Source organism: Actinacidiphila sp. bgisy167, from assembly GCF_965342175.1.
Lineage (GTDB): Bacteria > Actinomycetota > Actinomycetes > Streptomycetales > Streptomycetaceae > Actinacidiphila.
Genome location: NZ_CBDRBL010000001.1, coordinates 168,437 through 192,180, shown reverse-complemented (window position 1 = coordinate 192,180; position 23,744 = coordinate 168,437). Strand labels below are relative to the sequence as shown.

General features: G+C 72.4%; 21 protein-coding genes and 1 pseudogene. 14 read left to right on the top strand and 8 right to left on the bottom strand.

Annotated features, from left to right (window positions below; all coding sequences use genetic code 11):
* Nucleotides 1-64: 64 nt before the first annotated feature.
* From ACRWND_RS01005 to ACRWND_RS00995, 3 genes are all read left to right on the top strand, one after another.
* Nucleotides 65-163 (top strand): 30S ribosomal protein bS22, encoded by a 99-nt coding sequence (locus ACRWND_RS01005; RefSeq protein WP_003948845.1) that lies wholly within the window; start codon nucleotides 65-67, stop codon nucleotides 161-163.
* A 186-nt stretch (nucleotides 164-349) separates the two neighbouring features.
* Nucleotides 350-1,402 carry an NAD-dependent epimerase/dehydratase family protein gene (locus ACRWND_RS01000; protein WP_431944722.1) on the top strand — a complete coding sequence of 351 codons (1,053 nt, stop codon included), beginning with the start codon at nucleotides 350-352 and terminating at the stop codon, nucleotides 1,400-1,402.
* A gap of 26 nt (nucleotides 1,403-1,428) precedes the next feature.
* Nucleotides 1,429-2,616, top strand: coding sequence for a lysophospholipid acyltransferase family protein (locus ACRWND_RS00995; protein ID WP_431944720.1), 1,188 nt, complete (start codon nucleotides 1,429-1,431; stop codon nucleotides 2,614-2,616).
* A 103-nt stretch (nucleotides 2,617-2,719) separates the two neighbouring features.
* Here ACRWND_RS00995 and ACRWND_RS00990 read toward each other — a convergent pair whose 3' ends face one another.
* The 3 genes from ACRWND_RS00990 to ACRWND_RS00980 all read right to left on the bottom strand — a co-directional run bounded on the left by ACRWND_RS00990 (nucleotide 2,720) and on the right by ACRWND_RS00980 (nucleotide 6,191).
* A complete protein-coding gene (locus tag ACRWND_RS00990; RefSeq protein WP_431944718.1) occupies nucleotides 2,720-3,943 on the bottom strand; it encodes a DUF5667 domain-containing protein in 1,224 nt (407 codons plus the stop codon).
* Nucleotides 3,944-4,159: 216 nt separating this feature from the next.
* Complete coding sequence (locus ACRWND_RS00985; protein WP_431944716.1) at nucleotides 4,160-4,954, bottom strand: ECF subfamily RNA polymerase sigma factor, BldN family; 795 nt, start codon at nucleotides 4,952-4,954, stop codon at nucleotides 4,160-4,162.
* Nucleotides 4,955-5,261: 307 nt separating this feature from the next.
* A complete protein-coding gene (locus tag ACRWND_RS00980; protein WP_431944714.1) occupies nucleotides 5,262-6,191 on the bottom strand; it encodes an HAD family hydrolase in 930 nt (309 codons plus the stop codon).
* Nucleotides 6,192-6,309: 118 nt separating this feature from the next.
* Here ACRWND_RS00980 and ACRWND_RS00975 point away from each other — a divergent pair, with 118 nt between their 5' ends.
* The 9 genes from ACRWND_RS00975 to ACRWND_RS00935 all read left to right on the top strand — a co-directional run bounded on the left by ACRWND_RS00975 (nucleotide 6,310) and on the right by ACRWND_RS00935 (nucleotide 15,139).
* Nucleotides 6,310-6,603 (top strand): glutaredoxin family protein, encoded by a 294-nt coding sequence (locus ACRWND_RS00975; protein ID WP_431944712.1) that lies wholly within the window; start codon nucleotides 6,310-6,312, stop codon nucleotides 6,601-6,603.
* Between the two features lie 92 nt (nucleotides 6,604-6,695).
* Nucleotides 6,696-7,418, top strand: a complete 723-nt coding sequence (locus tag ACRWND_RS00970; protein WP_431944710.1) for a 3'-5' exonuclease — start codon at nucleotides 6,696-6,698, stop codon at nucleotides 7,416-7,418.
* Nucleotides 7,419-7,549: 131 nt separating this feature from the next.
* Complete coding sequence (locus ACRWND_RS00965) at nucleotides 7,550-8,320, top strand: redox-sensing transcriptional repressor Rex (protein ID WP_431944708.1); 771 nt, start codon at nucleotides 7,550-7,552, stop codon at nucleotides 8,318-8,320.
* Complete coding sequence (locus ACRWND_RS00960; protein ID WP_431944706.1) at nucleotides 8,317-9,741, top strand: glutamyl-tRNA reductase; 1,425 nt, start codon at nucleotides 8,317-8,319, stop codon at nucleotides 9,739-9,741. The genes ACRWND_RS00965 and ACRWND_RS00960 overlap by 4 nt, the downstream gene beginning before the upstream one ends.
* Complete coding sequence (gene hemC / locus ACRWND_RS00955) at nucleotides 9,738-10,706, top strand: hydroxymethylbilane synthase (RefSeq protein WP_431944704.1); 969 nt, start codon at nucleotides 9,738-9,740, stop codon at nucleotides 10,704-10,706. Before ACRWND_RS00960 ends, hemC begins: the two co-directional genes overlap by 4 nt.
* Before the next feature lie 95 nt (nucleotides 10,707-10,801).
* A complete protein-coding gene (locus tag ACRWND_RS00950; protein ID WP_431944802.1) occupies nucleotides 10,802-12,403 on the top strand; it encodes a uroporphyrinogen-III synthase in 1,602 nt (533 codons plus the stop codon).
* Between the two features lie 168 nt (nucleotides 12,404-12,571).
* Entirely contained in the window at nucleotides 12,572-13,573 is a 1,002-nt protein-coding gene (gene hemB / locus ACRWND_RS00945) for a porphobilinogen synthase (protein WP_431944702.1), read from the top strand.
* A gap of 63 nt (nucleotides 13,574-13,636) precedes the next feature.
* A complete protein-coding gene (locus ACRWND_RS00940) occupies nucleotides 13,637-14,302 on the top strand; it encodes an alpha/beta hydrolase (RefSeq protein WP_431944700.1) in 666 nt (221 codons plus the stop codon).
* Between the two features lie 522 nt (nucleotides 14,303-14,824).
* Nucleotides 14,825-15,139, top strand: a complete 315-nt coding sequence (locus tag ACRWND_RS00935) for a hypothetical protein (protein ID WP_431944698.1) — start codon at nucleotides 14,825-14,827, stop codon at nucleotides 15,137-15,139.
* Between the two features lie 82 nt (nucleotides 15,140-15,221).
* On the opposite strand, the gene ACRWND_RS00930 is transcribed toward ACRWND_RS00935, so the two are convergent.
* Together ACRWND_RS00930 and argS are read right to left on the bottom strand one after the other, a co-directional pair.
* Complete coding sequence (locus tag ACRWND_RS00930; RefSeq protein ID WP_431944696.1) at nucleotides 15,222-16,028, bottom strand: DUF4253 domain-containing protein; 807 nt, start codon at nucleotides 16,026-16,028, stop codon at nucleotides 15,222-15,224.
* A gap of 90 nt (nucleotides 16,029-16,118) precedes the next feature.
* Nucleotides 16,119-17,879: an arginine--tRNA ligase gene (gene argS / locus ACRWND_RS00925; protein WP_431944694.1), complete on the bottom strand. Its 1,761-nt coding sequence runs from the start codon at nucleotides 17,877-17,879 to the stop codon at nucleotides 16,119-16,121.
* A 128-nt stretch (nucleotides 17,880-18,007) separates the two neighbouring features.
* On the opposite strand from argS, the gene lysS reads away from it, so the two are divergent.
* Both lysS and ACRWND_RS00915 read left to right on the top strand, forming a co-directional pair.
* On the top strand, nucleotides 18,008-19,675 hold the full coding sequence (lysS, locus tag ACRWND_RS00920) for a lysine--tRNA ligase (protein WP_431944692.1): 1,668 nt from the start codon (nucleotides 18,008-18,010) through the stop codon (nucleotides 19,673-19,675).
* Between the two features lie 658 nt (nucleotides 19,676-20,333).
* Nucleotides 20,334-20,516, top strand: a pseudogene (locus ACRWND_RS00915) (transposase); the annotation flags it as partial.
* A gap of 188 nt (nucleotides 20,517-20,704) precedes the next feature.
* Here ACRWND_RS00915 and ACRWND_RS00910 read toward each other — a convergent pair.
* From ACRWND_RS00910 to ACRWND_RS00900, 3 genes are all read right to left on the bottom strand, one after another.
* Nucleotides 20,705-22,054: a DUF2637 domain-containing protein gene (locus tag ACRWND_RS00910; RefSeq protein WP_431944690.1), complete on the bottom strand. Its 1,350-nt coding sequence runs from the start codon at nucleotides 22,052-22,054 to the stop codon at nucleotides 20,705-20,707.
* A gap of 104 nt (nucleotides 22,055-22,158) precedes the next feature.
* Entirely contained in the window at nucleotides 22,159-22,875 is a 717-nt protein-coding gene (locus ACRWND_RS00905; protein ID WP_431944688.1) for a DUF3558 domain-containing protein, read from the bottom strand.
* A 65-nt stretch (nucleotides 22,876-22,940) separates the two neighbouring features.
* Nucleotides 22,941-23,744, bottom strand: a complete 804-nt coding sequence (locus ACRWND_RS00900; protein ID WP_431944686.1) for a hypothetical protein — start codon at nucleotides 23,742-23,744, stop codon at nucleotides 22,941-22,943.

Sequence of the window (23,744 nt, the reverse complement as noted above, 5' to 3'; positions counted from 1 at the left end):
GTGCCGACGTAGGTCGTGTGGGCTCGGACGCCCCGCACCGAGTGATTCCGAAGCGAGGGTAGTCGTGGGCTCTGTCATCAAGAAGCGGCGCAAGCGTATGGCCAAGAAGAAGCACCGCAAGCTGCTGAAGCGTACGCGTGTGCAGCGTCGCAACAAGAAGTAAGCGGGCTGCGCGTCGCACTTCACTGCCCTCCTGACCCCACCGACCGTGGGGGCGGGAGGGCAGCGGCGTTTCCGGGGACCGCCGGGCCGGGCCCCTTCCCGGCGGTGCTCCCGCGTACCAGCGTCATCACAACGCAACGGCCAACCGATACGGTGCGTACATGCGGTCCGAGGGAAGGCGCTGATCGTGGGCAAAGTGGTGCTGGTGACCGGAGTCGCCCGCCAGCTCGGCGGCCGGCTGGTACGGCGTGTCATGCGTGACCCCGACGTCGACCGGGTGGTCGCGGTCGACACGCTGCCGCCCTCGCACTCCCTGGGCGGCGCGGAGTTCGTCCGTGCCGACATCCGGCATCCGATGATCGCGAAGGTGCTGGCGGAGCAGTCGGTGGACACGGTGGTCCACATGGACGTCAGCGGCACGCTGCCCGGCCGCGGCAGCCGGGCGGCGGTCAAGGAGACCAATGTCATCGGCACGATGCAGCTGCTGGGCGCCTGCCAGAAGGCCCCGACGGTGCGCCGCCTGGTGGTGAAGTCCACGACGAGCGTGTACGGTTCCGCGCCCCGCGATCCGGCGGTCTTCACCGAGACCATGCCGCCCAAGTCGCTGCCCGGCGGTGGCTTCGCCAAGGACGCCGTCGAAGTCGAGGGGTATGTGCGCGGCTTCGCGCGGCGGCGGCCGGACGTCGCCGTGTCGGTTCTGCGGTTCGCCAACATCCTGGGCCCGCGGGCCGACACGCCGCTTGCCGAGTACTTCGCGCTGCCGGTGCTGCCCACCGTCCTCGGCTACGACCCGCGGCTGCAGTTCGTCCACGAGGACGACGTCATCGACGTCCTGATGCTGGCCCTGCGCGACGAGCGCAGCGGGACGATCAACAGCGGGACGTTCAACATCGCCGGTGACGGGGTACTCCTGCTCTCGCAGACCGCGCGACGGCTGGGGAAGCCCACGGTGCCGGTGCTGCTACCCGCCGTCACATGGGTGGGGCAGATGCTGCGCACCGCCGGCGTCACCGACTTCTCGCGCGAGCAGATCCGGCTGCTCACCCACGGCAGGGTCGTGGACACCACACAGATGCGCGAGACGCTCGGCTTCACCCCGAAGTACACCACCGCCGAGGCCTTCGCCGACTTCGCCCGCGGCCGAGGCGCAGGGCTGCTGCCGCCCGAACGGCTCGCGAACGCGGTCGACCGGCTCGCCGCGCTGGTCCCCGCGGGCGGAGCCCGAGGACTGGGCTCGTGAGCACAGCTGCGAGGAGGAACCGCACCATGGCGGACGCCAAGGTCATCCCGTTCGACGAGGACTCGCGGTCCCGCAGGGGAGCGCAGCGCCAGCGCGGGCGGGGCACGGCCCGCGGCAAGGCGGGTGGCGACACCGGGAGCGCGGTGGCCGCGCTGCCGGGCGAGGAGCGGCCCGCGAACGCGGGCGCGGAGGAGGGCGCGCAGGACGCCGTGACGGCTTCCGGGGGCGATCCCGGCGCGCGCGGTGCCGGAGGTGCCCGTGGGGCGGCGAAGGGCGCGCAGAGCGCCTCGGCGGACGCTGGGGGGCACTCCGGCGGCATGCCGGGAAGCCCGCTGGCGGCTGCCCTGGGCGCGGCCGCGGACCGGCTGCTGGGCGGGCCCTGGGAGCGCCGGGTGGCGCACGGGCTGGCCTTCCTGCGCCGCCGGATCACCGGCGACTACGAGGTCGACGACTTCGGCTACGACGAGGAGCTCACCGACCAGGTCCTGATGTCACTGCTGCGGCCCTTGTACGAGTCGTACTTCCGGGTCGAGGTGAAGGGCGTCGAGAACATCCCGGCCGAGGGCGGCGCCCTGGTGGTGGCCAACCACTCCGGGACGCTGCCGATGGACGGGCTGATGATGCAGGTCGCCGTCCACGACCACCACCCCGCGGGGCGGCACCTGCGGCTGCTGGCGGCGGACCTGGTGTTCGTGCTGCCGCTGGTCAACGAGCTGGCCCGCAAGGCGGGGCACACCCTGGCCTGCGCCGAGGACGCCCAGCTGCTGCTGGAGCGCGGTGAGGTCGTCGGTGTGATGCCCGAGGGCTTCAAGGGGCTGGGCAAGCCCTTCTCCGAGCGCTACAAGCTGCAGCGCTTCGGGCGGGGCGGTTTCGTCGCGACCGCGCTCCGGACCGGGGTGCCGATCGTCCCGTGCTCCATCGTGGGCGCGGAGGAGATCTATCCCATGATCGGCAACGCGCAGACGCTGGCCCGGCTGCTGGGCTTCCCGTACTTTCCGATGACCCCCACGTTCCCGTGGCTGGGACCGCTGGGCATGGTGCCCCTGCCGACGAAGTGGACGATCCAGTTCGGGGAGCCGATCCCGACGGACGGGTATGCGCCGGAGGCGGCGGAGGACCCGATGCTGGTCTTCAACCTGACCGACCAGGTGCGGGAGACCATCCAGCACACCCTGTACAAGCTGCTGGTGCAGCGGCGCTCGGTGTTCTTCTAGCCGGTTCCTGACCAGGCCGTGTCGTGCGCGAGCGGCCCGATGAAGCCGGATACGGCGGTGGGCCGGGGCATGACACCCGGGCCCACCGCCGTGTCGAGCCTGCTCAGTCGTCCCTGTCGTCCCTGTCGTCGCTGTCGCTCCGGTCGTTCTCGGCGCTGAGACCGAGGCCCGGCAGGAGTCCGGGCAGCAGCGGCGGGAGGGTGACCGACGGCTGGTGGGGGGTGGTGCCTTCCGGCGAGCCACTGCTCGGTGTGGGGCCGAGCAGATCGCCCGTGCCTGCGATGAGGCCGGTGTCCGCGCTGCCGGATGCCGACGGGCTGGCCTTGGCGCGTGCGTGCTCGTCGGGCGAACCGCTCATCGAGCCGTCGGCCGAGGGCGACGGGGCAGCCCGGGTGCCGCTCGCGGAGCGGTTGACGCTGCCCGGCACTCCGCGGTCGACACTGTGGCCGGCGCCGGTCTCGGGCGGCAACAGCCGCTGCAGCGGCGCCACTTCGTCCTCTATGGCGTCGAAGACGGAGGTGACCTTGTTGCCCACGTCGTCGAGCCGGGAGGGAAGCCGGTCGCGCAACTCGGTCCAGCCCTTGCGGTGGTTGCTGGAGAACGCGGAGAGCGTCTCGATCGGCCGCAGCGAACCGTCCTTGCGGTACGCGGCGGCGAGCAGCCGGTGGCCCTCGGAGGCCTCCTCCTGCATCCCCGACAGCGCCCTGCGGATCTCGCCCAGGGACTCGTCGTCGAGCTCGCCGCCCCGGCCGCGTTCCATGAGGCGGCGGGCCTCCTGGAGCCGGGTGGAGGCGAGGTCGAGGTAGACCTTGCCGCGGTCGGCGTCGTCGTCGGCGAGGTTGAGGCGCATGTCCTCCATGCCTCGTTTGAGGCCGTAGAGGGTGTCGCCGGGCAGCGCGTCCGTGCTCGCGGCGGCGACGCCGCCGAGGGCGCCGGCCGCGACGCCGACGGACAGACCGCCTGCGGCGAGCCTGCGCGACCACGCGGAACGCGGCTTCGGCCGGCCGTTGCCGCGGTCGCCGGCGCGGTGCGCACCGCGGCCGCCGTCGCGCTGTACGGGAACCGTCAGTGTGCCGTCGGCGAGCGCGGCCTCCATGGCGGCGATCAACTGCGCACGTTGGACGGTCTTGGTCTCCGGGTCCAGTGTCGGACGCGGCACGTCCCGCAGGGCGCCCGCCAGGGCCAGGAACGTGTCCTGGTCCGGATCCGCATGCCGGTCCGCGGCATGGGCGCCGTGCTGTACGCCGGCGTCCGTCTGGGGGCCTTCGCCCTCGAGGGCGTCGGCGAAGGCGTTAGCCCGCCGGTGCGCCGTTGGATTCGCGATCACGGGCGGCACCTCCTCTCGTCATCCACCTCGACTCCCCCACGTGCCTTCAAGGTTGTGCACCTTGAGCCTTTCCACTCGATCGAGTGATCGGAAGCGGGCAGGGCACGGCATTGGGGGGTCCGCATGTGATGCAACGAGTGCCGCCCGAGTTGGGTTACGCAGTCATGATGATCGGACCGTGGAGGCAGTCGCAAGGTGAAGATCCATCCATCGCGCTCATCGCGCGTCGTCGGGGAGCAGTCGGGCGAGGGTCCGTACGGCCCGGTACTGCAGGGTCTTGATCGCGCCTTCGTTCTTGCCCATGATGCGGGCCGTCTCGGCGACCGACAGCCCCTGCAGGAAGCGCAGCGTCACGCACTCCTGCTGCTGGGGGTTGAGCTTGCGGACGGCCCGCAGCAGCGACTCGTTGGACAGCGCCTCCAGGACGCAGTCCTCCGGGCTGGGCTCGACCTCGTTGGCGTCGAGCATCTCCCCGGTGGTCACCTCCAGCCGGAACCGGCTGGACTTGAAGTGGTCGGCCACCAGGTTGCGGGCGATGGTGACCAGCCAGGCGCCGAAGTCGCGGCCCTGCCAGGTGAAGGTGCCGATGCGGCGCAGGGCGCGCAGGAAGGTCTCGCTGGTCAGGTCCTCGGCGGTGGCCTTGCCCCCCACGCGGTAGTAGATGTAGCGGTAGACCGTGTCGGAGTAGTGGTCGTACAGCCGCCCGAAGGCCTCGGTCTCTCCGGCCTGGGCGCGTTCGACCAGGTCCATCATGCGTCCGCTGTCGCTGTCGGCCGCCGGCCGGCGCGGGGTGGCGCCCGTGGACCGGTCGGCCTGCTGGGCGTTGCGGGATCGTCTGCCGACCGTGGCCCGGCCGTCGGCGAGCGCGTAGGCGCGGCCGGCGGGCGCTGCCGCTGTGGCGAGTGCGGGGACGGGCACGGCGTACGCGGGGACGACGCGCAGCAGGTGCTCAGCCACCAGTGCGCGCAGCGTAGCCAGGCCAGAGGCGTCAACCCCGGTGTGTGGGTACACGGGACTCCCAGAGGCAGAACTTCCATCACGTGCAGTTCGGAACCGTTCACCCGTCGTGGCGACGTGTGGGTACCGGCTTGCGTCTGAGGAGAATAACGCTTCGTACAGGCGGTGCTACACCGAGTTGCTGAAATCGTCGGTTCCGCCCACTCTCTGGCGGAATGATGATCGAGTAATTATCGAACGTCGAACCGATGTTGACCACATACCGTCGTGAAATGGTCGCGTGGAGAGCGTGTTGTGGTTGTGTGGCTGACCGTGAACCGGCGGGACGTCGGCGGGGGGTCCGGGCGTGTCGCCCGCGTCCCTAGCGGCGGCGGCGCTGCAGGGCCATCGCGGCGGCCGCGCCGCCCGCCACTGCGCCCACGCCCGCGGCCGCGGGGATGCCGATCTTGGCCGCCTTGCGGCCGGTGCGGTAGTCGCGCAGCCGCCAGCCCCTTTCGCGTGCGTGCTTGCGCAGACGCGTATCAGGATTGATCGCATATGGATGTCCGACGAGCGACAGCATCGGAATGTCGTTCGACGAGTCGCTGTACGCCGCGCAGCGCGAGAGTTCGAGTCCCTCCGCCGCGGCGAGCGCCTTGACGGCCTCGGCCTTGGAGGGGCCGTGCAGCGGCTCGCCGACCAGCCGGCCGGTGTAGCGGCCGTCGACGTGCTCGGCGACGGTGCCGAGGGCGCCGGTGAGGCCGAGCCTGCGGGCGATGATGCTCGCGGTCTCCACCGGGGCCGCCGTCACCAGCCAGACCCGCTGGCCGGCGTCGAGGTGTGCCTGGGCGAGCGCGCGGGTGCCGGGCCAGATCTTGTCGGCCATGTACTCGTCGTAGATCTCCTCGCCGATGGACATCAGTTCCTCGACGCGGTGCCCCTTGATGATCGACAGCGCGCTCTCCCGCACCTCCTGCATGTGCTCGGGGTCCTCGGAGCCCGCGATCCGGAAGTACGCCTGCTGCCAGGCGAAGCGCGCGAGGTCGCGGCTGCGGAAGAACTTCCGTTTGTACAGGCCGCGTCCGAAGTGGAAGATCGCGGCGCCCTGCATCACGGTGTTGTCCAGGTCGAAGAAGGCGGCGGCGTGCGGATCGCCCGCCACCGGGAACGCGGGCGCGCCCGCCCGGTCGTCCTTCCTTCCCGCGGCTGACGCGGGGGCCGCGAGCGCGGCCTCCGCCGCGGCCTCGCCGGCCAGCACGCTGCGCTCGGTGGCGGAGCGCTTACGGGGGGTGAGCCATCGCAGAGCGGCCATGGGGCGAGCATAGCCATTCCATGGGTCGACTCCCGCGCATCGGCGGAGCGGGTGCATGAACTCCGTGCGACAAGGGCGTTACCGGGGGTCGGGAACCGACGGAGGCAGAATGGCCGGCATGAGCCCTCTGTTCGGACATCGAGCCCGCGCGCCCCGTGAGACCCCCGCCCCGGCCGACCGGACGGTGACGCTGATCGCCAAGCCCGGCTGCCACCTGTGCGACGACGCGCGGACGGTCGTCCGCAGGGTCGCCGACGAGCTGGGCGCGCGCTTCGAGGAGAAGGACATCACGCTCGACCAGGAACTGCACGACCGGTACTGGGAGCAGGTGCCGGTCGTCCTCATCGACGGGGAGCAGCACACCTTCTGGCGCGTCGACGAGGCCCGGCTGCGGCGCGGACTGGGCGCCTGAGGCCGCTGGTGCGACTGGTGGGCGATTTGCGTGTGTTCCTCTGGGCGCGCGTGCTCGATTACCATCGAGGCGGTTTGTGACAGCGGGGGTGCGTGAGTAAGGACGGTGACTGCGTGCTCCCGGGCAGGCCCAAGGCGAGCGGCGGCTTCGCCGTGATCGATCTCGAGGCGACCGGTTCCAGTTCGCGGCGCCACCGGGTGGTGGAGCTGGCCGTGGTGCTGCTCGACCGCGATTTCGGGCCCGAGGGCGAGTTCTCCACCCTCGTCGACCCCGAGGGGCCGGTCGGCCCCACCCACATCCACGGCATCGAGTCCCGCCATGTCGAGGCGGTCGGCGTCCCCCTGTTCGGGCAGATCGCCCCGCGGCTGCTCGGGCTGCTGCGCGGGAGGGCGCTGGTGGGGCACAACGTGGGCTGCGACCGCGCCTTCCTGGCGGCGGAGTACGCGCGGCTCGGGGTGGAGTTCCCCCACGTCCCCGAACTGTGCACCATGCGGATGGCCGCGCTGCGCGACCCCGCCCCGGGCGGGCTGAGCCTGCTGGCCTGCGCGGAGGCGGCCGGGCTGGCAGGCTGGAGCGTGCACACCGCGCTGGGGGACGCCCGCACGACGGCCCGGTTGTTCTCCTCGTACGTCCTGGACCGCCCGGGCGGCCGCGCGCAGGCCGAGCGGGCGCTGGCGGGCGCGGCGGCCGTCGAGTGGCCGCAGATGACCGGTGCGGACGCGCTGTGGGTGGGGCGCCGGGGCGCGAACCGGACGCCCGCGGGGAACGTTCCGTCACAGCAGAAGGTTTCTTATGTCCGCAATGGGGGCGCGTGATGCCGGTCACTTCCCCCGGGCAAATCGGACACCATCTTTGTGCACACGTTCACAAAGACATAGCCTGGCGTGCACGGGGCGGTCCCGACGAGGGGTGCCGCCCGCAGCCTGGCTCTACCCGCAGGAGCATCGTGGCAACTGGCCGAACTCACCGACCGGCGACCCGCAGCCGAGGGATTCCCGAGGCCACCGTCGCCAGGCTCCCGCTGTACCTGCGGGCCCTCACCGCGCTGTCCGAGCGATCGGTGCCGACCGTCTCCTCCGAGGAACTGGCGGCCGCCGCCGGCGTCAACTCCGCCAAGCTCCGCAAGGACTTCTCCTACCTCGGCTCGTACGGAACCCGCGGCGTCGGCTACGACGTCGAGTACCTCGTGTACCAGATCTCCCGCGAACTGGGCCTGACCCAGGACTGGCCGGTCGTCATCGTCGGCATGGGAAACCTCGGGGCGGCGCTCGCCGGGTACGGCGGCTTCGCCTCCCGCGGTTTCCGCATCGCCGCTCTGATCGACGCCGACGTCCAGCTCACCGGCCGGCTCATCGCCGGGCTGCCCGTGCGGCACGCGGACGAGCTGGAGGGCATCGTGCGGGACAACCAGGTGTCCATCGGTGTGATCACCACGCCCGCCGGGGCCGCGCAGGAGGTCTGCGACCGGCTGGTGGGCGCCGGGGTCACCTCGATCCTCAACTTCGCCCCGACCGTGCTGAGCGTCCCCGACGGGGTCGACGTCCGCAAGGTCGACCTCTCCATCGAGCTGCAGATCCTCGCCTTCCACGAGCAGCGCAAGGCGGGCGAGGAGCTGGAGGGCAGCCTGGCGGCGCCCCCGGTGGCGACCAAGGCGGTACACGACGGCGGCCGCCGTCCGGGACCTGACGGGGACGTCCCCGCCGTGATGCCGGCATGAGCCTCCTCGTCGTAGGACTGAGCCACCGCACCGCCCCCGTCAGCGTCCTGGAGCGCGCGGCGCTCGGCGCGGACACCAGGAGCAAGCTGCTGCTGGACGTCGTGGCCGCCGAGCCCGCCAGCGAGGCCGCGGTCCTGTCCACCTGCAACCGCATCGAGCTGTACGCGGACGTCGACAAGTTCCACGCCGGCGTCGCCGAGTTGTCCACGCTGCTCGCGACGCACAGCGGCGTCGGCCTCGACGAGCTGACCCCGCATCTGTACGTGCACTACGAGGACCGGGCCGTCCACCACCTGTTCTCGGTGGCCTGCGGCCTGGACTCCATGGTCGTCGGCGAGGGCCAGATCCTCGGCCAGATCAAGGAAACCCTCAGCCTCGGCCAGGAGCTGCACACCGCGGGCCGGTCCCTGAACGACCTGTTCCAGCAGGCGCTGCGGGTGGGCAAGCGGGCGCACTCCGAGACCGGGATCGACCGGGCCGGGCAGTCGCTGGTGACCTTCGGTCTGGAGCAGATGGCCCAGGCCGTCGGCGGTGTGCCCTTCGAGGAGTGGGGCAAGGGCAAGCGCGCCCTGGTCGTCGGCGCCGGCTCGATGAGCTCGCTCGCCGCCGTCACCCTCGCCCGCTCGGGGGCGGGCGAGATCGTGGTCGTCAACCGCACCCAGGAGCGCGCCGAGCGCCTCGCCGAGAGCGTCGGAGGCCGTGCCGCGCCCATGGCGGACCTGGCCGGCGAGCTGGCGCACGCCGACATCGTCGTCTCCTGCACCGGGGCGACCGGGCTGGTGCTCACCGCCGACACCGTCGCCCGCGCCACGCTCTCCAGGGCCCTGCGCTCCGGCGGCGCGCCCGTGGCGCCGATCGGGATGCTCGACCTCGCCCTGCCGCGCGACGTCGACCCGCTGGTGCACTCCCTGGACGGCGCCCACGTCACCGACCTGGAGACGATCGCCGCCGCGGCGGCGGACGCGCCGATGGCCGCCGACGTCGACCAGGTGCGAAAGATCGTTTCGGCGGAGGTGGCCGCCTTCGGCGCCGCCCAGCGCGCCGCGCACATCACGCCGACCGTCGTCGCCCTGCGCGCCATGGCCGCCGACGTGGTCGCCTCCGAACTGGCGCGCCTGAGCGGCCGCCTCCCCGACCTGGACGAACGGCAGCGCGCGGAGGTCACCCAGACCGTGCGCCGCGTCGTCGACAAGCTCCTGCACGCGCCTACTGTGCGGGTCAAGCAGCTCGCGGGCGAGCCCGGCGGCGCCGGGTACGCGGACGCGCTGCGCGAACTCTTCGACCTGGACCCCCAGGCGGTCGCCGCGGTCAGCAGGGCCGACTCGCCGGGTGCGCCGGCGGTCCCCTCCGCCGCGCCGGCCGCACAGCCGGTGGCCTCGGCCGCCTCAGCAACGAGTGACTCGAATCGAGGGCGGGCATGACGAGCCCAACCGCACTGAAACTGGGAACCCGGCGCAGCGCGCTGGCGATGGCGCAGTCCGGCATGGTGGCCGAGCAGGTCCGCCGGATCACCGGCCGTGACGTGGAGCTGGTGGAGATCACCACCTACGGGGACGTCTCGCGCGAGCACCTGGCGCAGATCGGCGGCACCGGCGTCTTCGTCTCCGCTCTGCGCGACGCGCTGCTGCGCCGCGAGATCGACTTCGCCGTCCACTCCCTCAAGGACCTGCCGACCGCCGAGCCCGAGGGCCTGACCCTCGCCGCGGTCCCGCTCCGAGAGGACCCGCGCGACGCGCTGATCGCGCGCGACGGCCTGACCTTCGAGCAGCTGGCCGCCTCGCCCGGGGGCGCGCGCATCGGCACCGGCTCGCCGCGCCGCATGGCGCAGCTGAACGCCTGGGCCCGCTCGCTGGGGGCGCGCATCGAGACGGTGCCGATCCGCGGCAACGTCGACACGCGCATCGGATACGTCGCCTCGGGCGACCTCGACGCCGTCGTGCTCGCCGCCGCCGGCCTCAGCCGGCTGGGCCGCCTCGCGGAGGCCACCGAACTGATCTCCTCCGACGTCGTGCTGCCCGCTCCCGGTCAGGGGGCGCTGGCCGTCGAGTGCCCTGCGGACGACGCAGGGCTCGCCTCCGTGCTCGCCGAGCTCGACGACCCCTTCACCCGGGCCGCCGTGACCGCCGAGCGCGCACTGCTCGCCGCCCTGGAGGCCGGTTGCTCCGCGCCCGTGGGCGCGCTGGCCGACCCCGTCGTGGACGGGCACACCACCGAGCTGCGCCTGCGCGGTGTCGTCGGGACCACCGACGGCTCCTCGCTGGTGCAGATGTCCATCACCGGTCCGACCCCCGCATCCCGGGACGAGGCGGTGGCCCTCGGCCACGAACTCGCCGCGGAGATGCTCGCCAAGGGCGCGGCCGGTCTTATGGGGGAGCGCGAACTTTGAGCCCCACCGCCGCCGCAGCCACCAACACGACCGCAGACGCCACCGCCGCCGGGCCGGCCGCACGGACGGGTACCGCGGACCCCGCGCCCGGGGCCGTGGGCACGCCCGGCCTCGGGCACGTCACCTTCCTCGGCGCCGGGCCCGGCGACCCAGGGCTGCTGACCCTGCGCGCCGTCGAAGCGCTCGCCCACGCCGATGTCCTGGTCGGCGACCAGCCCGTGCTGGACGTCGTGCTGACCCATGCCCGTCCGGGCGTGGACACGGCGCAGCTGGGCGAAGCCGAGGGGGAGTTGAGCTCTTCGGCCGCCGCAGCCAAGCTTTTCATGACCTCCGCGCGCACCGGCAAGCGGGTGGTCCGTGCGATCGCCGGCGACCCCGGACTCGACTCCGCGGCCGCCGCGGAGATGCTCACCTGCGCCCAGGCCGGCATCCCCTTCGAGGTCGTGCCGGGCGTGGCCGCGGCCGTGGGCGTGCCCGCGTACGCAGGCGTCCCGCTCAGCGGCGACGTGCGGTTCGTGGAGGCCGCCACCGCGTCCGGGCGGTGCTGGAGCGAGGCGGGCACCAGCGACGCGACCCTGGTCGTGTCCACCACTTTGCAGACCGTCGCCGCCAACGCGGCGGAGCTCGTCTCCGCGGGCCGCAAGCCCGACACCCCGCTGACCGTGACGGTCGCCGGCACGACGACCCGGCAGCGGACCTGGACGGCGACGCTGTCGACGATCGCGGCCGAGCTGAAGGCGACGAAGGCCCTGCCCACGCCGGAGGGGCCGATCGCGGCCATAGCCGTGATCGGCGAGCCCACCACGCGGCGCGACCTGCTCTCCTGGTTCGAGACCAAGCCGCTGTTCGGCTGGAAGGTGCTCGTGCCGCGCACCAAGGAGCAGGCCGCTTCCCTCTCCGACCAGTTGCGCTCCTACGGCGCCGTGCCGCACGAGGTGCCCACGATCGCCGTGGAGCCGCCCCGGACCCCGCAGCAGATGGAGCGCGCGGTCAAGGGCCTGGTCACCGGACGGTACGAGTGGATCGCCTTCACATCGGTGAACGCGGTCAAGGCCGTCCGCGAGAAGTTCGAGGAGTACGGCCTCGACGCGCGCGCCTTCGCCGGGATCAAGGTCGCGGCGGTGGGCGAGCAGACGGCCGCGGCGCTGGTGGACTTCGGCGTCAAGCCGGACCTGGTGCCCAGCGGCGAGCAGTCCGCCGCGGGCCTGCTGGAGGACTGGCCGCCCTACGACCCCGTCTTCGACCCGATCGACCGGGTCTTCCTGCCGCGCGCAGACATCGCGACGGAGACCCTCGTGGCGGGGCTCGTCGAGCTCGGCTGGGAGGTCGACGACGTCACCGCCTACCGGACCGTGCGGGCCTCGCCGCCGCCGGCGGAGACCCGCGAGGCGATCAAGGGCGGCGGTTTCGACGCGGTGCTGTTCACCTCGAGCAGCACGGTGCGCAACCTCGTCGGCATCGCGGGCAAGCCGCACAACGTGACCGTGATCGCCTGCATCGGCCCGGCCACCGCGAAGACCGCGGAGGAGCACGGGCTGCGGGTGGACGTGATGGCTCCGGAGCCCTCCGTCCACGCGCTCGCGCAGGCGCTGGCGGACTTCGGCACCCGGCGGCGCGAGGCGGCGATCGCCGCCGGCGACCCCGTCACGCGGCCCAGCGAGCGGCGTCCCGGCTCGCGGCGCAGGGCCCGCGTCTGACGCGTCCCGCGCTGTGGCTCGCGTGCCCCCGGCTCCCTTCGCGGCGCCGGGGGGACGTCGCTTTCGCGGGGCCGCTCCGGGCCGACAACCGGTCGGCATGAGCACGGCGCGCGCGGGCGTACCGTGGAACGCGGAAACGGCCCGGACGGAGAGAGGCGCGGCACGGTGATGAGCGCAAGCACAGGCGAGTACGGTCAGTTCCCCGGTACGAGGCCCCGCCGGCTGCGCACGTCGCCCGCCATGCGCCGCCTCGTGGCGGAGACCCGGTTGCACCCCGCCGGGCTGATCCTCCCGGCCTTCGTCCGTGAGGGCATCGACGCGCCCGTGCCGATCTCCTCCATGCCCGGTGTCGTCCAGCACACCCGTGACACCCTGCGCAAGGCCGCCGTGGAGGCGGCCGAGGCGGGCGTGGGCGGGATCATGCTCTTCGGCGTGCCGCTGGACGAGAAGAAGGACGCGGTGGGAACGCCCGGCACGGACCCGGACGGGATCCTGCAGGTGGCGATCCGCGACGTGGTCAGCGAGGTCGGCGACGCCATGGTCGTCATGTCGGACCTGTGCCTCGACGAGCACACCGATCACGGCCACTGCGGCGTGCTGGACTCCGAGGGCCGGGTGGACAACGACGCGACGCTGGAGCGGTACGCGGAGATGGCCCGGGTCCAGGCGGAGGCCGGCGTCCACGTCGTCGGCCCCAGCGGCATGATGGACGGTCAGGTCGGGGTGGTCCGGAGCGCGTTGGACGCCGCCGGGCACCAGGACGTGTCGGTGCTGGCCTACACCGCGAAGTACGCGTCGGCGTTCTACGGGCCGTTCCGCGAGGCGGTCGGTTCCTCGCTGAAGGGGGACCGCAAGACGTACCAGCAGGACCCGGCGAACCAGCGGGAGTCGCTGCGCGAACTGGCGCTGGACCTCGCCGAGGGCGCCGACATGGTGATGGTGAAGCCCGCGCTGCCGTACCTGGACGTGGTGGCGAAGGTCGCCGAGTCGGTGGACGTGCCGGTGGCGGCGTACCAGATCAGCGGCGAGTACGCGATGGTCGAGGCGGCCGCGGAACGCGGCTGGATCGACCGCGACCGCGCGATCATGGAGACCCTCACTGGTATCCGCCGGGCCGGCGCGGAGTTGATCCTCACCTACTGGGCGACCGAGGCGGCCACCCGGCTCTGAGAGGGCCGATCCGGCCGTGAGACCACCCCGTCCCGTCCGCCACCGACGCGAGGAGGCACGGCGATGACCGCCGTGGTGCTCGTGCACGGCCTGTACCACCGTCCCGAGCACTTCGCCCTGGTGGCGGAACCCCTCCGGACCGCCGGGACCGAGGTCGTCGTCCCGGAACTCCACCGGGGCTCGCTGGCCGCCGACACGGCGGCCGTTCAGGAAGTCGTCGACTCGCTGCCGCAGCCCGCGATCGTGCTCGGCCACTCCTACGGCGGGTCGGTGATCACCGGGCTGCGCGGGGTGGGGCGTCTGGTGTATCTGGCGGCGTTCGTGCCGGACACCGGGGAGAGCGCGGCGGATCTGGGCGGGGCGTCCCCGCAGTTGCGGGCCGCGATCGAACCCGGGCCCGACGGCTCGACCGGCCTCCACCCCGACCGGGCCGCCGACACCCTCTACGGGGACTGTCCCGAACCGCTCGCGGCCTGGGCGGTCGGCCTGCTGCGTGCCCAGGCCCGCGGCTGCGGGCGGGGTGTCCCGGAGCGCCACGGCTGGCGGGACACCCCCTCCACCTATGTCGTCTGCGCGCGGGACCGGGCCATCGACCCGGATCTGCAGCGGGAGATGGCGACACGTTGTGCCGACGTGCGCGAGTGGCGGACGGGCCACTCCCCGTTCGTCGGACGGCCCGATCTGGTGGTCGCGCTGCTTCTGGAGTTGCTCGCCGCAGGCGCCGCGTAGGGAGGGGTGACGTCGCGACCGTTCGGCGTTGCCGCGGTACGGGCTCCGCTGAACGGCACGGCGACCGCGGCCGCCGTGCCGTGCTGCCGCGCGCCGTGCACCCGGCTTTCCGGATCGGGTGGCTGACTCGACGTCGGCCAGTGGGTACCCGTTCGCGCGCGGACGGGCGGTGCGCCGGGTGCGCGTGCGCGGAGGCGGTGGGCCCGTGTCCGCTTCGGGTGGCACCGGGCCGGGTGAGCGGGCGGCAGTCGAGTGATCCTGCCCGGCCTGGGGTCCAGCCGCGGCGGTCGCCTGTCGAAGAAGGAGGGCGGCGTTCTTCCCGACCTGCCCGGACGCGATGCCTGGAAAGGATCGCGCGCGAGACGCCGATGCGGAAGGCGCGGTTCCGGATCGACCGCTGTTTCATTACATCAAGTGGCGTTGGTGGCGATTGCGACTTAACGGCTGATGTGGGTGGGAAAGTCACAGCAAGTCCACAGCAGTCGGAGGCACAAGAGCCTCCGCCGTGAAAGGAGAACCGCGATGCGGATTCCCCGATTCGCCGCCGCGCTGGGCGTCGCGGCCGCCGTCCTGCTGGGCGGCGCCGGAGCCGCCCAAGCAGCGACGCCGCCGACGGCGGCGGTGTCGCACACGACCCAGGCGACGCAGGAGCGGGGCGGCGAGTACCGGCACGTCGGTGACCGCGGCCCGGGCCGCGAGTTCCGCCGTGACCGGGGGCGCGACGGGCGCTGGTACCACCGCAACCACCGGCACCACCCGCGCTGGCACCACCGCCACCACCGCTACGACCAGCGCTGGTACCACCGTCACGACCGCCGTTGGCACTTCCACCGCTGAGCCGTCCTGACCGGGTTGTCTCGGGGGTGTCCTTCCACCGCGGGGAAGGACACCCGTCCCTCGGGCCCGGCCGGGGATCCGCCTAGACCCACCGGAAGGACCAGGCGGGCGCGTCCACCAGGGACCCGGCGTAGGCGCGCAGCGAGTCGCTCTCCTGGGTGATGGTGTCCGGGCAGAAGGCGAAGTGCTCGGCGGCCACGTCCTCGGCCTCCTCCACGGTGGCGGGCGGCGCGGCCACGGACAGAACGAGCATGTCGAAGGCGAGCGCCACGACGCGCACGCCGAACCGGTCCTCCCAGGAGCGCAGGACCGAGCAGAGCCGGGCCACGTCGTACTCGTGGTTGCACGGCCCTGTCCAGCCGATGGCGGCGGGGACGTCGGCGCTGCGCCGGGCGGGGACGAGGGCCGCTCGGGGGTCCTTGAACCACCCCGCCTCGACCACGGACGCGGCGACCTCGGCCGCCCGGGCGTCCGGGTCGGCCTCGAACCGGCGGGCGGGGGCGAGTCCGGGCCACGTCCGGCCGAACGGGGCGACCAGGTCCGCCACTTCGTCCTCGGACTCCTCCGCGAAGTCCCAGAAGCCGGCGAGGACCTCGTCGGCGTCGTGGTCGCCCGGATAGGACATCGCTCCGGGGTCCAGTCGGCTGGTGGCGGGCAGCGCCTCGTCCAGGCAGAGCAGCAGCGGGTGCAGCCCCGCCGTCATCCGCGCGGGGAGCAGTCGTTCCCAGGAGCCGGGCTCGGCGGGCCCTTCCGCGTGCCAGAGCAGCGGTTCGGGCCAGCGGCCGTCGCTGGTGGCGTCGACGAGTGTGCCGGGCGGGAGGTCGAGGCCCAGGGAGCGGCCGGACGGGTCCTGCGCGAGCTTCGGGAGCTGGTTGGGGAGCATCGCCATGGCCGTGAATGTAGAGCCGGCCACTGACGACGGCGGCCCCGGGGGGAGGGAACTCCCGCCGGGGCCGCCGTCGTACGGGCGCGTGGCGCGTCAGAGGCGCTCGGGCGTGCGGATGCCGAGCAGCGCCATGCCCTGCCGCAGGGTGCGGGCGGTCAGGTCGCAGAGGAAGAGGCGGTTCTCCCGCAGCTCCGGGGTCTCGGCCTTCAGCACCGGGCACTGGTCGTAGAAGGTGGTGTACGCCGAGGCCAGTGCGTAGAGGTAGGAGGCCAGCTTGTGCGGCTCGTACGTCTCCGAGACGGCTGCAAGGGTCTCCGCGAACTCGTCCAGCAGCAGGCCGAGCGCCCGCTCGGCCGGCGCCAGCGGCAGCTCGGGGTGGGCGGCCGGCTTCGCGTCGCCGGCCTTCCGCAGGATCGACCGGATACGGGCGTACGCGTACTGCAGGTACACGCTCGTGTCGCCGTTGAGCGAGACCATGCGGTCCAGGTCGAAGACGTAGTCCCGGCCGAGCGAGGTGGACAGGTCGGCGTACTTGATGGCGCCGATGCCGACCTCCTTGGCGCGGTCGGCGATCTCCTCCTGGGTGAGGGCGTTCTCGCTGCCTTCCTTGTTCTTCTCCTCGATCACGGCCGAAGCCCGCTCCACCGCCTCGTCCAGCAGGTCGACCAGCCGGAAGGTCTCGCCGGACCGGGTCTTGTACGGCTTGCCGTCCTTGCCGAGGAGCGTGCCGAACGGGATGTGCAGCGCCGTGACCTCGTCGGTCAGCCAGCCGGCCCGCTTGGCCGTCTCGAAGACCATCTTGAAGTGCAGCGCCTGCCGGGAGTCCACGACGTAGAGGATCGTGTCCGCGTGCAGGTCCGCGGTGCGGTTGCGGATCGCGGACAGGTCGGTCGCGGCGTAGCCGAAGCCGCCGTCGGCCTTCTGCACGATGAGCGGGACGGGCTCGCCGTCCTTGCCCTTGATGTCGTCGAAGAACACGCACAGCGCGCCGTTGGAGCGCACGGCGACGCCGGACTCCTCCAGCAGCTTGCAGGTCTCGACGAGCATGTCGTTGTAGCCGGACTCGCCGACGACGTCCTCGTCGCGGATCTCGATGTCGAGCTTGTCGTAGACCGAGTTGAAGTAGATCTTCGACTCGTCGACGAAGCGCTGCCACATCGCCAGCGTCTCCGGATCGCCGGCCTGCAGGTCCACGACCCGCTTGCGGGAGCGGGTCTTGAACTCCTCGTCGGAGTCGAAGAGGGCCCGGGAGGCCTTGTAGAGCCGGTTCAGGCGCGACATGGAGGCCTCGCCCGCCTCCTCGCCGGCCTCGGAGGACTCGTGGTCCAGCTCGTGCGGGTGCTCCACCAGGTACTGGATGAGCATGCCGAACTGGGTGCCCCAGTCGCCGATGTGGTGGCGCCGGACCACCGTCTCGCCCTCGAACTCGAGGATGTTGACCAGCGCGTCGCCGATCACGGAGGACCGCAGGTGGCCGACGTGCATCTCCTTGGCAACGTTCGGCTGCGCGTAGTCGATCACCGTGATGCCGGGCTCGGGCTTCGCGGGCACGCCGAGGCGGTCGTCGGCGGCCCGGGCGGCGAGCGTCCGGGTGATCGCGGCGTCCGCGACGGTGACGTTCAGGAAGCCGGGGCCCGAGACCTCGACGGAGGCGATCAGCTCGTCGTCCGCCGGAAGGGCCTCGACGACCTGGGCGGCCAGCTCGCGCGGGTTCTGCTTGCTGCGCTTGGCGAGGCCCAGCACCCCGTTGGCCTGGAAGTCGGCCCGGTCGCTACGTCGCAGCAGCGGGTCGGCACCGAGGGCGTCAGCGACGCGCTGCTGGATCGAGGCGGAAAGCGAGTTGACCGAGGCCATGGGATGCGTGCTTCCTGTAAGGGATCGGAGATCAACCCTCAGTATCCCACGCGCTACCACTCATTTTTCTCTGGGACAATTGCCGGGTACCGCGCTACCCGCTGCACAGGTGGAAGGAAGTCGAGACAGTGGCTCAGAGCACCGAGGCCGACTGGGTCGCCCGCTTCGCGGACGACGTCATCGCGGAAGCCGAGCGGCGGGCTCCGGGCAAGAAAATCATCGTCGCCTCGGGGATCAGCCCCTCCGGGCCGATCCATCTGGGCAACCTGCGCGAGATCATGGTCCCGCACCTGGTCGCCGACGAGATCAAGCGGCGCGGTGTGCCCTGCGAGCACATCCTGTCCTGGGACGACTTCGACCGCTACCGCAAGGTGCCGGCCGGCTACGACCCGTCCTACGCCGAGCACATCGGCAAGCCGCTGACCTCCGTGCCGGCCCCCGAGGGCAGCCCGTACGCGACCTGGTCCGACCACTTCAAGGCCCCCTTCCGGGAGGCGCTGGCGGCGCTGGGCGTCGAGGTCACCGAGATCAGCCAGACCGTCGAGTACACCTCCGGCACCTACCGCGAGCAGGTCCTGCACGCGATGCGCGAGCGCCGGCGGATCGACGAGGTGCTCGGCCGCTACCGCACGAAGAAGAAGGGCGGCGGCGAGGAGCAGGACGACGAGGAGGCCACGCTCGCGCAGGCCCCCGAGTACTACCCGTACAAGCCGTACTGCACGGCCTGCGACAAGGACCTGACCACGGTCGTCGCCTACGACGACGACACCACCGACCTCACCTACGAGTGCCAGGCCTGCGGCAACCGCGAGACGGTCCGGCTGAGCGAGTTCGACCGCGGCAAGCTGGTGTGGAAGGTCGACTGGCCGATGCGCTGGGCCTTCAAGGGCGTGGACTTCGAGCCCTCCGGTGTGGACCACCAGTCGCCCGGCTCCTCGTGGATGGTGGGTCAGCAGCTGGTGCGCGAGATCTTCGGCGCAGAGCCGCCCATCGGCCCGATGTACGCCTTCGTCGGCATCAGCGGCATGGCGAAGATGTCCAGCTCCAAGGGCGGGGTGCCGATCGCGGCCGACGCCCTGCAGATCATGGAGCCGCAGCTGCTGCGCTGGCTGTACGCCCGCCGCCGGCCCAACCAGGCGTTCAACATCTCCTTCGGCGACGAGATCTCCCGCACCTACGACGAGTGGGACGCGCTGGAGCGCAAGGTCGCCGAGGGCACGGCCGCCCCGGTGGACGTCGCGGTGCACTCGCGTGCCGCGGGCACCGCGAGCGGGGAACTGCCGACCACCCCGCGCAAGCTGCCGTACCGCACCCTCGCCTCGGTCCTGGACATCACCACCGGGGACGAGGAGCAGACGCTGCGCATCCTGCGCGACTTCGACCAGGAGCACCCGCTGACCTCGCTGGACGAGGCCCGGCCGCGGCTGGACTGCGCCGAGCGCTGGGTGAACACCCACGTGGAGCCCGAGGCCCGCACCCAGGTGCGCACCGAGCCGGACAGCGAGGCGCTCGCGGCCCTGTCCGGGGAGGAGCGGGAGGCCCTGAAGCTGCTGGTGGACGGGCTCGCCGAGCACTGGTCGCTGGACGGGCTGACCACCCTGGTCTACGGCGTGCCGAAGATCCAGGCGGGCTTCGCGCCCGACGCCAAGCCGACGCAGGAGATGAAGGTCGCCCAGCGCTCCTTCTTCGCTCTGCTCTACCGGCTCCTGGTCGGCCGGGACACCGGGCCTCGGCTGCCCACGCTGCTGCTGGCGGTGGGTCAGGAGCGGGTGCGGGAACTGCTCTCGGCGAGCTGAGCCGGCGGACGCGTACGTGACGGCGGCGGATGGCACGGCCACCCGCCGCCGTCGTGCGTGTGGGGGTGCGAATATTCGAACGCGGTGGAGGGGCACCGCAGGCTAGGGCCCAGCAGCGGGTGGTCGTCGCACGCGGGGCGGCTCACGGGGCGCCGCAGCGGCCTCGGCACGGTGCGCAGCCGCGGCGGGTCGACCAGGCCCGGGTCGCCCGAGCGCACGACGAGCAGCCGCAGCACGTCCGTCGCGGTGTCGACGCGGCCGTGACGGCGGGGACAGCCGTGGCGTATGCGGCGGGGTCCGCCAGCAGCCAGGCCAGTACACGGGCCTTTGTCTCCCGCCCCGGGATCCGCCCCGGCAGCCACGCCAGGTCCGCCCGGTCGCGGGTCTCCAGCAGCGCCGTGCTCCGGAGGCAGCCCTGCTGGCCTACCTGCTGCGCGGCGACCTCGACCTGCCCGAGGGCGGCGAGGCGTTCGCCCTGCACCCGGGGTCCCTCGACGCGGCGCGGGTCCGGCTGCTGTCGGCGTCCGACGTGGTGGCCTCCTGGCGCCGGCAGTGGTCACGGCCTCGGCCGCCGGTTAGGAGCTGTCCGGCCGATCATGTGTTTGTCACATGCGCGGCTTTTGTCGCGGGCCGCTCGGGTTCCGCCTGAGGGGGCCCTGTGGGGCGGCATGAACGCGGCGATCTCACGGATGCCGAGTGGGACCGGCTCAGGCGCACCTGCCGGGGAGTGACGCACGGTGCGGGCGTTGGCGAGATCATCGACAGGTGATCGACGGGATCCTCCACCGGGCGCGGACCGGGGCGCCGTGGCGTGATCTGCCCGAGCGGTTCGGGCCGTGGAAGACGATCTGTGAGCGGCGCCGGTGATGGTCGGCGGACGGCACCTGGGAACGCCTGCTGCAGCACGTGCGGGCCATGGCCGATGCGGTGGGCGAGATCGACTGGGACGTGTCGGTGGACTCCACCATCGTGCGCGCCCACCAGCACGCGGCGGGCGCCCGCTGGCGCGGAGGGCATTGAACCTCGCACCTATGCGATGTGGTCCTCCATCAGCTCATTGTTGAGACGGGCCGCGAACCGCTCCAGGTACTGGTTCAGATCCCGGGCCTGGAGTTGCAGCCCGAACACCGCCTTGATGTTCGCGGCGAAAGCGCCGGGCGTGGGCATGCCCTCGCCTTCTATCGACTGCCGGAACACCCGGTACAGGTCCTCGTCCGACGGGACTGCGTCCGTTCCGCGCTCGCCGAGGTTGCGCGTCCCACCTGCGCCGTTCGGGACCTGTACGGGCGGCTCCGGGGCCTGCTCTTGGACCGACACGGGCGTTGGCGTCGGAGCAGGATCGGGCTCAGGGGCGCGAGGGTGCGGGACCGGGGCCTGCTGCGGCGCTTCGCTCCCAACGGGCTGTTGTTGCGTTTCGTCGTTGGCGACGGCCTGTTGTCGCGAGCCATATGTGGACGGCTCGTGCGGGTCGTAGCCGCCCTGGGAATGCACGGACTGAGGAGCGGCGAACCACGGGTTCGGCTCCTCCGCCGCATTGCTCGGCATCGGTGCCTGGGCGGGCGTCACCGTCCGGACGGCCCTGGACTCGTGATCCGGCACTGCGACGGCAGGGGCCGCGGCCTGCGCGGGCCGCGGCTCGATGGCAGTCGCCGTGAGGCCGACGGGCGCCGACGCCTGGCCGGCCGCCGGGGGGTCGATGCCCGCGGCGGCCAGGCCGAGGGCCGCGGTCTGCTCCAGCGGCACCCCGTACCGGGCGAGCTTCAGCGGCATCAGGGCTTCGACCGGGGCCTTGCGGCGCCAGGAACGGCCGTAGCGGGCGCGCAGCCGGGCACGGTAGACAAGGCGTTCCTGCTCGACCCGGATGACCTCTTCGTAGCTGCGCAGCTCCCACAGCTTCATGCGCCGCCACAGGCGGAAGGTCGCGAAGGGGGCCAGCAGCCACCGGGTGATCCGGACCGACTCCATGTGCTTGTCGGCGGTGATGTCGGCGATGCGGCCGATGGCGTGCCGGGCCGCCTCCACCGCGACGACGAAGAGGATCGGGATGATGCCGTGCATCCCGACGCCGAGCGGGTCGGGCCAGGCCGCCGCGCCGTTGAACGCGATCGTCGCCGCTGTCAGCAGCCATGCCGTCTGGCGCAGCAGCGGGAAGGGGATGCGCAGCCAGGTCAGCAGCAGGTCGAGCGCGAGCAGGACGACGATCCCGGCGTCGATGCCGATCGGGAAGACGTTGGCGAAGGCGCCGAAGCCCTTGCGCAGTGCCAGCTCGCGTACGGCCGCGTACGAGCCCGCGAAGCCGATCGCGGCGATGACCACCGCGCCCGTGACGACCACACCGATCAGGATCCGGTGCGTCCGGTTCAAACGTATCGCGGACACCCGCGACCCTCCCAGGCTCGGAAACTGGCCCGCCCAGCCTGCCACACGAGGCGACGGGCAGGCTGCCCAAACGGGGTGAATCGGTACAGCGGGTACGGCAGTTGTTACGCGTTCGCCGCCGCGACCGCGGTGGCCGCCTCCTTGGCCGCCTTGAGCGCGTCGGCCTTCAGTCCGGACTCGGCCGGGGGCTTCGCCTTCTCGAGGCCCGCGCCGTTGTAGGTGAGCACCAGCACGGCGTTCCGGGTGCGGGCGACGACCGTGACCTCCCGGTACTCCTCCTTGTCCTTCTTCGACGTCGAGGTGACCGCGGTGCCCGCGTCCCACGCGCCGTCCGTGACCGGCTCGCTCCTGGCGCCCTTGGCCTTGACGGCCGCGGCGACCTGCTCGGCGTAGCGCTCCTCGGCCTGCTCCTTTGCCGAGCCGAGACCGGCGACCGTGTCGTAGCGCTGGAGGGAGACGTCCAACCAGCGGTACTGGTAGCCGTCCAGGCCGTTCCACGAGCAGCCGCCGCGCTCGTCGCGCTCCGCGGAGTGCGCGGGGATTCCCGCCGGCTTCTTCGCCTTGGGCACCAGGGACTTGACGGTCTTGGCGCCGATGACCCGGCAGGGGTCGGGGAGTGCGGCGAACGTGGCGGGGGTCGCCGCGCCGGCCGACGGTGACGCGGACGCCGACGCGGGGGCCGAGACCGGGGCCGAGGGGGCGGCGGCCTTCCGCGCGTCGTCCTTCGACGAGTCCGAGCCGGATGAGCAGCCGGCGACGAGCATCACCGGCACGGCCGCGCCCACGAGCAGGCGGGCGAGGTGCGGGGCTGATCGGTGCATGGATCCTTCGCTCATTTCGTTGCGCGTCATGTCATGGCACAAACGGCCAGACTACGCGCCTCGCCTCATTCGTCGAGTTGATCTGCCAGCTCGGAGGCGATCTGCCGGGCGCCCAGCTGCAGCTCCTCGCTGGGCGGTTCGACCGATTTGTCCGTAGACCACTGGGAGAGTTCGACGGTGACCAGAACGTTCGCCATGCGGAAGACCACGGTGACGTCGCGGTGGGGTCCGGAGTTCCGGTTCTTGAGGACGTCGTCGAGGAAGGCCCCGTCGCCGAGGTCGTCGAGGGTGCGAGGGGAGGTGCCGCCGCCGGCGGCCGTCGCGGTCGGCGAGGCGGTGTCCGGGGCCGTCGGGCTCCCGGTCGGCGGTCCGGGCGGTTCGGTGGTGGCCGAGGCGGAGGCGTCGGCCGGTGGCGTGGCGGACGGGATGTGGGCGGCGGCGGCCCGGCTGCCGTAGTCCGCCGCGGCCTGGTCCTCGTCGCTGACGGACGTGTCGTACGACACGACGCGCTCGAGATCGATGCGCAGATAGCGGTTGCCGAGTTCGGTGCGGCCGGTCCACGCGCAGCCCGCCTTGCGGTCCGTGTCGAACGTCACGGCCGCCTCGCCCGCGTAGTCGTCCGCGTCCGGGACGAACTTCTCGAGGGTCGGGCGGGCCAGGGCGCCGCAGGGCTCGGGCAGCACCCGGTAGCGGCCGGGCGGGGCCGCCGGGGTGGACTGCCTGCCGCCCGCGGTGTCGCCGTTGCGTGCGCCCTCCCCGCTGCCGCCGGACCCGGTGCACCCGGCCAGCGCGGCGACGGCGAGCACGGTCGTGCATGCCGCGGCCGCCAGGCCCCGAATCCGGTGGTCGCGGTCTCCCGTTGGCAGCAC

Coding starts and splice junctions, on each gene's coding strand:
- argS (WP_431944694.1), bottom strand. CDS start 17,879: ATGGCCTCGGTCAACTCGCTTTCCGCCTCGATCCAGCAGCGCGTCGCT.
- ACRWND_RS00960 (WP_431944706.1), top strand. CDS start 8,317: ATGAGCCTCCTCGTCGTAGGACTGAGCCACCGCACCGCCCCCGTCAGC.
- hemB (WP_431944702.1), top strand. CDS start 12,572: ATGAGCGCAAGCACAGGCGAGTACGGTCAGTTCCCCGGTACGAGGCCC.
- ACRWND_RS00935 (WP_431944698.1), top strand. CDS start 14,825: ATGCGGATTCCCCGATTCGCCGCCGCGCTGGGCGTCGCGGCCGCCGTC.
- ACRWND_RS00995 (WP_431944720.1), top strand. CDS start 1,429: ATGGCGGACGCCAAGGTCATCCCGTTCGACGAGGACTCGCGGTCCCGC.
- ACRWND_RS00905 (WP_431944688.1), bottom strand. CDS start 22,875: ATGCACCGATCAGCCCCGCACCTCGCCCGCCTGCTCGTGGGCGCGGCC.
- hemC (WP_431944704.1), top strand. CDS start 9,738: ATGACGAGCCCAACCGCACTGAAACTGGGAACCCGGCGCAGCGCGCTG.
- ACRWND_RS00940 (WP_431944700.1), top strand. CDS start 13,637: ATGACCGCCGTGGTGCTCGTGCACGGCCTGTACCACCGTCCCGAGCAC.
- ACRWND_RS00930 (WP_431944696.1), bottom strand. CDS start 16,028: ATGGCGATGCTCCCCAACCAGCTCCCGAAGCTCGCGCAGGACCCGTCC.
- ACRWND_RS00980 (WP_431944714.1), bottom strand. CDS start 6,191: ATGGCCGCTCTGCGATGGCTCACCCCCCGTAAGCGCTCCGCCACCGAG.
- ACRWND_RS00975 (WP_431944712.1), top strand. CDS start 6,310: ATGAGCCCTCTGTTCGGACATCGAGCCCGCGCGCCCCGTGAGACCCCC.